Annotated in this window: 8 protein-coding genes and 1 tRNA gene; 8 read left to right on the top strand and 1 reads right to left on the bottom strand. The window is 65.1% G+C overall.

Going from position 1 to position 8,557, the window contains the following annotated elements:
• Window positions 1-64 precede the first annotated feature (64 nt).
• Both H0W65_RS07410 and H0W65_RS07415 read left to right on the top strand, forming a co-directional pair.
• Window positions 65-2,350: an EAL domain-containing protein gene (locus H0W65_RS07410; protein ID WP_294005999.1), complete on the top strand. Its 2,286-nt coding sequence runs from the start codon at window positions 65-67 to the stop codon at window positions 2,348-2,350.
• Between the two features lie 77 nt (window positions 2,351-2,427).
• Window positions 2,428-2,502 (top strand) — tRNA-Gln (locus H0W65_RS07415).
• A 5-nt stretch (window positions 2,503-2,507) separates the two neighbouring features.
• Here the strand turns inward: H0W65_RS07415 and H0W65_RS07420 are convergent.
• Window positions 2,508-3,653, bottom strand: a complete 1,146-nt coding sequence (locus H0W65_RS07420; RefSeq protein WP_294006002.1) for an acyl-CoA dehydrogenase family protein — start codon at window positions 3,651-3,653, stop codon at window positions 2,508-2,510.
• Between the two features lie 202 nt (window positions 3,654-3,855).
• Here H0W65_RS07420 and H0W65_RS07425 point away from each other — a divergent pair, with 202 nt between their 5' ends.
• The 6 genes from H0W65_RS07425 to H0W65_RS07450 form a co-directional block, all read left to right on the top strand.
• Window positions 3,856-4,938, top strand: coding sequence for a CaiB/BaiF CoA-transferase family protein (locus tag H0W65_RS07425; protein WP_294006005.1), 1,083 nt, complete (start codon window positions 3,856-3,858; stop codon window positions 4,936-4,938).
• A 31-nt stretch (window positions 4,939-4,969) separates the two neighbouring features.
• Entirely contained in the window at window positions 4,970-5,224 is a 255-nt protein-coding gene (locus H0W65_RS07430; protein WP_294006008.1) for a type II toxin-antitoxin system ParD family antitoxin, read from the top strand.
• A complete protein-coding gene (locus H0W65_RS07435; RefSeq protein ID WP_294006011.1) occupies window positions 5,217-5,522 on the top strand; it encodes a type II toxin-antitoxin system RelE/ParE family toxin in 306 nt (101 codons plus the stop codon). The genes H0W65_RS07430 and H0W65_RS07435 overlap by 8 nt, the downstream gene beginning before the upstream one ends.
• Before the next feature lie 12 nt (window positions 5,523-5,534).
• Window positions 5,535-6,689 carry an aminotransferase gene (locus H0W65_RS07440; protein WP_294006013.1) on the top strand — a complete coding sequence of 385 codons (1,155 nt, stop codon included), beginning with the start codon at window positions 5,535-5,537 and terminating at the stop codon, window positions 6,687-6,689.
• A 68-nt stretch (window positions 6,690-6,757) separates the two neighbouring features.
• Window positions 6,758-7,585, top strand: coding sequence for a PhzF family phenazine biosynthesis protein (locus tag H0W65_RS07445; protein ID WP_294006016.1), 828 nt, complete (start codon window positions 6,758-6,760; stop codon window positions 7,583-7,585).
• Window positions 7,586-7,645: 60 nt separating this feature from the next.
• Window positions 7,646-8,557, top strand: a 912-nt coding sequence (locus H0W65_RS07450) for an aldehyde dehydrogenase family protein (protein ID WP_294006018.1), incomplete at its 3' end; no start/stop codon positions are given.

Consider the following 8,557-nt stretch of genomic DNA (forward strand, 5'->3'; position numbering starts at 1 on the left):
CGGGGCGGGGATCATCGACAAGGACCGGCGCGCCCATGCACGTCGCTTGCGCATTCGCGACGTCTTGTCCGTTGCGCCGCTGCCCGACCGTATTTCGCGCGCCGTGCGGCAGGCGCAGATCGATGCGTTTGTGCGCCTGGTCCCGGCAACCGTAGCGGTCCAGGTGCTCACCGCAGCGGTGATGGTGGTGGGACTGCGCGGCGCGATCGATAATTTCCAACTTGGCCTGTGGTTCGGTGCGGCGTTGTTGCTGTGCTTCATGCGCGGCGTCCGCGCGGTACGGCTGAGGATCGATCCCGACTATGCTCAGCGGCATCCGGCAAGGCTCGAAACGATCTGCGCGGTGGTGGCGCTGCTGGCCGCGCTGTGGCTGGTGCCCCCGCTGGCCTGGTTCGACGCCGCCGGACATCCCGAGCAAATCTTCATGTGCGTGACCATCGCCGCCCTGCTGAGCGCTGGCAGCATGACGCTCATCTCGCTGCCTCAGGCGGCGTTGCTCTACATTGGTATCTTGAGCATCGGTTGCGCCTCGCTGGCGCTAAAGTTCGACAACCGGTCGGTGTTCGGACTGGTGCTTGTCTATGCTGGCGTGTTGGTGATCAACGTGCTCAGCACCGCGCGCCAGTTCATCGCCCACACTCGCGACCGAATCGAACTGCGCGAACAAGGCGAAATCATCCAGCTTCTGCGCGAATTCGAAGCCTCCGGGTCGGGCGGCCTTTGGGAGCTCGACAGCGAGCGCCGCTTCGTGAAAATTTCGGCAGAATTGCTGCAGGCGATCGGCTTCGACGAGGATCGGCTGATGGGCAGCCATTATTCCCGCCTGCTCGATCCGGATGGCCAGATCGCCGCACTGTCGACCGGTATGCGGCAATTGTTCGAGGATTTGGAGGGCGGGGAACCGTTTCGCGATCGGGCGATCCCATCCGCGAACCGCGAGCGTTGGTGGTCGCTGTCAGGCAAGCCGATCCGCGACGAGCACGGCAATCTGGTCGGCTGGCGCGGCGTGGCTTCGGACATCACCGATTCGCGCCTGTCGGGCGACGACGCCGTTCGTGCCGCGCGCACTGACCCATTGACCGGACTGGCCAACCGTCTGCTGGTCCGCGAACTTCTTGAGGAGGCTGTGCTGCGGCAATGGGAAGGGCAGGGCGCCTGCGCCCTGTTGCTGGTCGATCTGGACCGCTTCAAGTTGGTCAATGACACATTGGGTCATGCGATCGGCGACCAGTTGCTGATCGAGATCGGGCGAAGGCTGGAGCGAGCCGTTGCGCCCGACGGCCGCGTCGGGCGGATCGGCGGCGACGAGTTCGCCATCGTGTGGAATGGCTCGGCCGATCGGGCCGAGCTTTCCCGGGTCGCCGAGCGGGTCATCGCCGAAGTGTCGAAAAGCGTGTCGATCGGCGCGGCAACGCTGCACGTCGGCGCGACCGTCGGCATTGCCGTGGGCCCGGTCGACGGTGATCGCGAGGAGCAGCTGATGAGCAGCGCCGATCTGGCGCTCTATCGCGCCAAGGAGGCAGGGCGCGGCGGTTATGCCTTCTACGAATCCTATATGTTCGACGAAGCCGAAGATCACCGTCTGCTCGAACAGGACGTCCGCGAAGCGCTCAACGGCGACGGACTGACGCTCGCCTATCAACCGATCGTCGATGCTGAAACCGGCGAGGTGCTGGGGCGCGAGGCGCTGCTCCGCTGGCGCCATCCTCGCCGCGGCGACATTCCGCCCGACCAGTTCGTGCCGATTGTCGAGGACACGGGGCTGATCCACCAGATCGGCGACTGGGTTATCCGCGAGGCCTGCGCCGAAGCCGTGACCTGGGACCGGCCGCTGCGCGTGGCGGTCAATATTTCGGCCGCTCAGCTGAGTGGGGCCGGCCTCGCCAAGACGGTGCTCGGCGCGCTTGCCACGACCCGGCTCGAGCCGAGCCGTCTCGAACTCGAAGTGACCGAAAGCGTGTTTCTTGGCGACGATGCCGCGACGCTGGCCTCGCTCGAGCGATTGCGGGCGCTCGGCGTTCGTCTCGTGCTCGACGATTTCGGCAAGGGCTATTCCTCCTTCGGCTATTTGAGCCGCGCTCAATTTTCCAAGATCAAGATCGATCAGAGCTTCGTACGGGGTGCGGCCGAAGGGGCAACCGACTGCGTCGCGATCGTCCATGCGATCCTGGCCCTGGCCCGTGGGCTTGGGGTCGAGACCACCGCCGAGGGGGTCGAAACCGAGGTCCAGGCCGAGGCGATGCGCGCGCTCGGCTGCAACCAGCTGCAAGGCTTCTACTTTGGCAGGCCGGTCGCCGCTGCCGAGCTGTTGGCCGAGGTCGACGCCCCACACGAGCGACGCAGCGCCTGACCCCTTTTCTTAAGGGCTGAAACCCCTATAAGCCGCCCCGCGATCCGCGCTTTCGGTCCTTGATGGAAGCGCTCTGCTGGGGCGTCGCCAAGTGGTAAGGCACCGGCTTTTGATGCCGGCATTCGCAGGTTCGAATCCTGCCGCCCCAGCCAGTCGCTTAGCTAATCGAGCGGCCGATCAGTTCTTTCATGATTTCCGACGTGCCGCCGTAAATTCGTGCGACCCGGGCGTCGCGCCATAGGCGGGCGATCGGATATTCGTTCATATAGCCGGCGCCGCCGTGAAGCTGGAGCGACAGGTCGCAGGCCTCCCATTGCATCTCGCTGTGCCAAAGCTTCGCGGCGCTGGCTTCGGCGGGGGTCAGCTTGCCCGCTAGGTGGCGGCCGATCGCCCAGTCGAGGTGGGCCCAGCCGACCTGAAGCTTCGCCTTCAAGTCGGCGAGGGCGAAGCGGCTGTTCTGGAAGTCGAGGATGCGCTTGCCAAACGCCTTGCGGTCCGACGTGAACTTGACTGCCTCGTCGAACGCGCGCTGGGCGGCGGCCTGGCTCTGGACGGCGATCGACAGCCGTTCCTGCGGCAGTTGCTGCATCAGCATCGCGAACCCGCCATTCTCTGCGCCGATCAGCCGGTCGGCGGGGAGCTTGACCGCGTCGAAAAACAGCTCCGACGTGTCGTTGCCGTGCAGCCCGATCTTGTCGAGGTTGCGGCCGCGCGAAAAACCCTCATCGCCGGCCTCGACCAGGAACAGCGACAGGCCTTTAGCGCCGCCTTCCTCGGTGGTGCGCGCGGCGACGATGATCAATTCGGCGCTCTGGCCATTGGTGATGTAAGTCTTGCTGCCGGAAAGGACCCAGCCGTTGCCGTCGCGGCGGGCGATGGTCTTGATCCCTTGCAGATCGCTGCCCGCCCCGGGCTCGGTCATGGCGATGGCGGAGATGGTCGTGCCATCGACCATGCCTGGCAGGTGGCGGCGCTTCTGCTCCTCGCTGCCGTAGTGGACGAGATAGTCGGAGACGATGTCCGATTGCAGGGTGAACCCGGCCGCCGAGCCGAGCCAGGCAAGTTCCTCGGCAACAATCGCGTTGAACGAGAAATCCAGGCCGGGGCCGCCATAGGCTTCGGGCACTTGCGGGCAGAGCAACCCGGCCGCGCCGACCTTGGCCCATGCTTCGCGCTCGACGATGCCGTCATGCTCGTGCGCATCGAGGCGCGGCGCGATGACGGCGGCGAGGACACGGCGGACCGTATCGCGAAAGGCGTGGTGGTCGTCGTTGAACAGCGGGCGGTCGGATGCGTCGATCATCAGGCGAGCCGTTCGACGACGGGCCCAATGTTCCCAATGTTCGCACTAACGGCGGGCGTTGCGTACCCTGGGAGGGATGATTTCAACTGTTCTGCAAGCGAGCGGCTGCCCATGAGCGGCAGGCTAAGCGCAAAGCGGGCGTGTAGGACAGCTTTTTCGCTTTGCCGCTTGCCGCCTACGCGGCGGTCGCTAGCTTGAATGCATGACGGGACCGCTCAACGGACTGAGGATTGTCGAAATGGCAGGCTTGGGGCCAGGGCCGTTCGCGGCGATGATGCTGGCCGATCATGGCGCCGAGGTCATTCGCATCGAGCGCGCTGGGATGATCGGCGTGCCCAACGATCCGCTGCTTCGCAACCGCAAGTCGATTAGCCTGGACTTGAAACGCGAGGAGTGTCGCGCAGTCGTTCGCCGCTTGGCGGAGCGGTCGGATGGGCTGATCGAAGGTTATCGGCCGGGCGTGATGGAGCGGCTGGGGCTTGGCCCGGAGCCGTTACTGGAGGCCAATCCGAAGCTGGTCTATGGCCGGATCACCGGCTGGGGCCAGTCCGGGCCGCTCGCCCAGGAGGCTGGGCACGACATCAACTATATCGCGATCAGCGGGCTGCTCCACGGGATCGGACCGAAGGAACGGCCGGCCGTTCCCCTCAACTATTTGGGCGATTACGCCGGCGGGGGCATGATGCTCGCCTTCGGCATGGTCGCCGCTCTGCTGGCGGTTCAACGCGGCGGACAGGGGCAGGTGATCGACGCGGCGATGAGCGACGGCACCGCCCTGATCGGAGCACTGACTTATGGCCTGCGGGCCGCCGGACTGTGGCGCGACGAGCGCGAGGCCAACCTGCTCGACGGAGGCGAGCCGATCTATGGCATCTATCGCTGCCTCGGGGGCGAGTTTGTCAGCATAGGGGCGATCGAGCCGCAATTCCGCGCGAGCCTGTTCAAGGGCCTTGCACTTCCGCCCGATGCAAGCCGCGACGACATCGCGATCGTGGTCGCGGCGCGAAGGCGCGACGAATGGGCGGCGCATTTCGCGGGGACCGATGCGTGCGTTGCCCCGGTGCTCGACCTTGGCGAGGCCCCGGTCCATCCGCACAATGTGGCCCGGCGAACTTTCATTGATTTGGACGGCGTGTTTCAGCCGGCCCCCGCGCCTCGCTACTCGGCGACGAGCCTAGATCGTCCCGATCCGCCGCGTCGCGAGGGCGAGGACGGCGCGGCGATCCTGGCCGAGTTGGGCTATGGCGGCGAGCAAATAGCGAACTTGCTCGGCGGAGAATCTTGACAATCTTTGCCAAGCGAACCAGAATCCCGGCATGGCGACGATGAATATTTCGGTGACCGACAAGATGCGGGCGTGGGTCGAGGCCAAGGTCAGCGATGGCGATTATGCCACGGCCAGCGATTGCCTGCGCGATCTGGTTCGAGAGCGGATGGAGCTGGAAGCCAAGCTGCGCGCGCTCAAGCATGAGGTCCGCGAAGGATTTGAGAGCGGGCCGAGCGATCGGAGTTGGGATCAGCTACTGCAGGCGATGAAGGATCGGGCCGGACGCCGCCGCGCGCTTGGCTAGGGTCGTCCGGACGGCTGCGGCGGATCGTGATCTTCTGGCCATCGCCGACTATGGGGCCGAGCGATGGGGCGTTGACGCCGCGATCGATTTCATCCGCGGCTTCGAGACCACATTCACCTTGCTCGAAGCGCATCCCGATATCGGCCGCGAACGCTCGGAACTGGGCGAGGATATAAGGTCCTGGCTCGACCGAACCTATGTCCTCTATTATGCGTATATTGGCGACGAAGTGCTGATCGGGCGCACCCTTCATGGGGCAGCCGACCCGTCAGCCGGCCTCGACCTGCGCAATCCATAGAATGGCGGTAGCGTGAATCCCCTTTACGAGACGATGGCGACGAGCGTGTTCGAGCGGATGAGCCTGGCCGCGGCGAAGCATGGCGCGGTCAATCTGGGGCAGGGGTTTCCCGACTTCGGCTGGCCGCCGGAAATTCTCGACGCGGCGGCGCAGGCGGTGCGCGAAGGGTCGAACCAATATGCGCCGTCACGCGGGTTGCCGGCGTTGCGCGAGGCGGTGGCGGCGCATTATGGCCGGCATCAGGGCCTTGACCTGTCCGCCGAAAATATTTGCGTCACCAGTGGTGCGACCGAGGCGCTCGCGGCGGCGATTTTGGCGACGGTCAGCCAGGGCGATGAAGTCATCGTGCTGACCCCGGCCTATGACGCTTATGCCCCGCTGGTTCGGCGCGCAGGCGGGCTGGTGCGCGAAGTGGGGCTGGCGCCGCCCGGCTGGCGGATCGAGCGGGACGCGCTGGAAGCGGCGATCACGCCCAAAACCCGGGCGATCGTCTTCAACAACCCCCATAATCCGACCGGACGGCTGTTCGACGCTGGGGAGTTGGCGGCGGTGGCGGAGGTTGCGCGGGCGTACGATCTGATCGTTATCGCCGATGAGGTGTGGGAGCATATTTTGCTGGACGGGCAATCGTTCGTGCCATTCGCTTCGCTGCCGGGAATGGCCGAGCGAACGATCAAATGCGGGTCGGCGGGGAAGATTTTCTCGCTCACCGGGTGGAAGATCGGGTGGCTAGTAGCAGCGCCGGAGATAGCGACGTTGGCGGCGCGCGCGCATCAGTTTTTGACCTTCGCCTCGGCACCCCATCTGCAGGCGGCAGTGGCTTACGGGCTGGCCGAGGGCGATGCTTGGCTGGCTCCGATGCGGCAGGGGTTTGCACGCGCACGCGATCGGATGAGCGAGGGATTGACGCGGACGGGCTATGCCGTTCTACCGAGCGCATCGACCTATTTCTTGTGCGTCGACCTTGCCGCATCGGGGATTGCGCTTGACGATGAAAGCTTCGCCAAACGGGTGGTCGAGCAGGCCGGAGTGGCCGTGGTGCCGCTGTCGCCCTTTGCCGACCAAAATTCGTCAGGGCAACTGATCCGGCTGTGCTTCGCCAAGCGCGACGACACGATCGACGCCGGCGTTGCTGCCTTGGCCAAGGCCCAGGGGATGTTAAAATGAGTTCCGCTCTTGGAAAACGAAACGCCCCTTCTATCTAACGGCTACGTTTCTCCGGGGAAAAATTTGACATGCAAGTTCAACGAATAGCCGCATTCTCCAAAGATGGGCATGGCGGGAACCCGGCGGGCGTCGTGATTTCCGAAAAACTTCCAGACGAGCAGCAAATGCAGTCGCTCGCGGCCGAAGTCGGTTACTCGGAAACTGCCTTCGCGGCTCCGTTGGACGATGGGTGGCGAGTTCGGTATTTCGCCCCTGCCATGGAGGTCCCATTTTGCGGACATGCGACTATCGCCTTGGGGGCGGCGCTGGCCAGTTCCTATGGCGCTGGCATTTTCAAATTGCAGCTCAATGACGCCCGGATCACGGTCCAAGGCGAGGAAAATGGCAGCGGCCTTTTCGCGGCGCTGCAGTCACCGCCAACCCGCAGCGCTCCAGCGTCCGAACAACTTATCGCTGCTGCACTCGATTTATTCTCGCTTTCAGCAAGCGACCTCGATTCTCGGTTGCCGCCCGCGATCATGGAGGCGGGCGCGCGCCACCTTTTGTTGAGCTTGTCTACACGAAGCCGGTTGGCGGAGATGGACTATGACATGAACGCCGGCGCCGAACTGATGCGGACGTGGGAGCTGACGACGATCGCGCTGGTTTACGCGGAGGCCGCCGATCGTTTCCACGCCCGCAATGCCTTTGCCGCGGGCGGCGTTTTCGAGGATCCGGCGACGGGTGCAGCAGCAGCAGCTTTCGCGGGGTATTTGCGCGATGTGGAGTGGCCCCACGGTGGGCATATCCAAATCGCGCAGGGCGAAGATATGGGCGTTCCGTCGCTCCTGTACGCGGACATCCCAAGTCAGCCTGGTAGCAGCATCAAGGTTTCAGGCGCGGCCCGCGTCATTTAATGCAGGGCTGCATTTTGCTTCTGTGATCCGCGCGGAGGGCTGGGCCGAGGAGATGCAGGTATGAGTCCCGCAGAGGAAGCGACGGATTTGCTGCGATGTTTCGGCATCGTCAGCACGGGCGAACTTGCCAGCCGTTCGCCGATCGATGGCCAGGTAATGGGCAGCGTCGCCGTCGCCAGCTTCGAGGAGGTCGGGGACTCCTGCGATCGGGCGCAACAGGCCTTCCTCAATTGGCGCACCGTCCCGGCACCGCGCCGGGGAGAATTGGTGCGGCTGCTGGGCGAAGAACTGCGCGCGGCAAAGGAGCCGCTTGCCCGGCTGGTGACGCTCGAAGCGGGCAAGATATTGTCCGAAGGCCTCGGCGAGGTCCAGGAGATGATCGACATTTGCGATTATGCAGTGGGGCTGTCACGCCAGCTTTACGGCCTGACTATCGCCAGCGAGCGGCCCGACCACCGGATGATCGAGCAATGGCATCCGCTCGGCCCGGTGCTGATCATCAGCGCGTTCAATTTCCCGGTCGCGGTGTGGGCGTGGAACGCGGCGCTGGCGCTGGTGTGCGGCGACCCGGTGGTGTGGAAGCCGAGCGAGAAGACCCCGCTGACCGCCGCGGCGGTGATGGCCGTGTTGGGCCGGGCGCTGGCGCGGTTTGGCGATGCGCCCGACGGGCTTGCACAGCTTGCGCAAGGCGGGCGCGAGGTCGGCGAGGCGCTGGCCGGCGACCGGCGCATGGCGCTGGTATCGGCGACCGGATCGACCCGCATGGGCCGCGCGCTCGGCCCGCTCGTCGCCGAGCGATTCGGCCGCTCCCTGCTCGAGCTTGGCGGCAACAACGCGATGATCGTCGCGCCGAGCGCGGCGCTCGATTTGGCCGAGCGCGCAATCCTGTTTTCGGCGGCCGGGACGGCGGGGCAACGCTGCACCTCGCTGCGGCGGTTGATCGTTCATCGCTCGATCGCCGAGGGGTTGGTC

This window comes from Sphingomonas sp. (assembly GCF_013816785.1).
Classification (GTDB): domain Bacteria; phylum Pseudomonadota; class Alphaproteobacteria; order Sphingomonadales; family Sphingomonadaceae; genus Sphingomicrobium.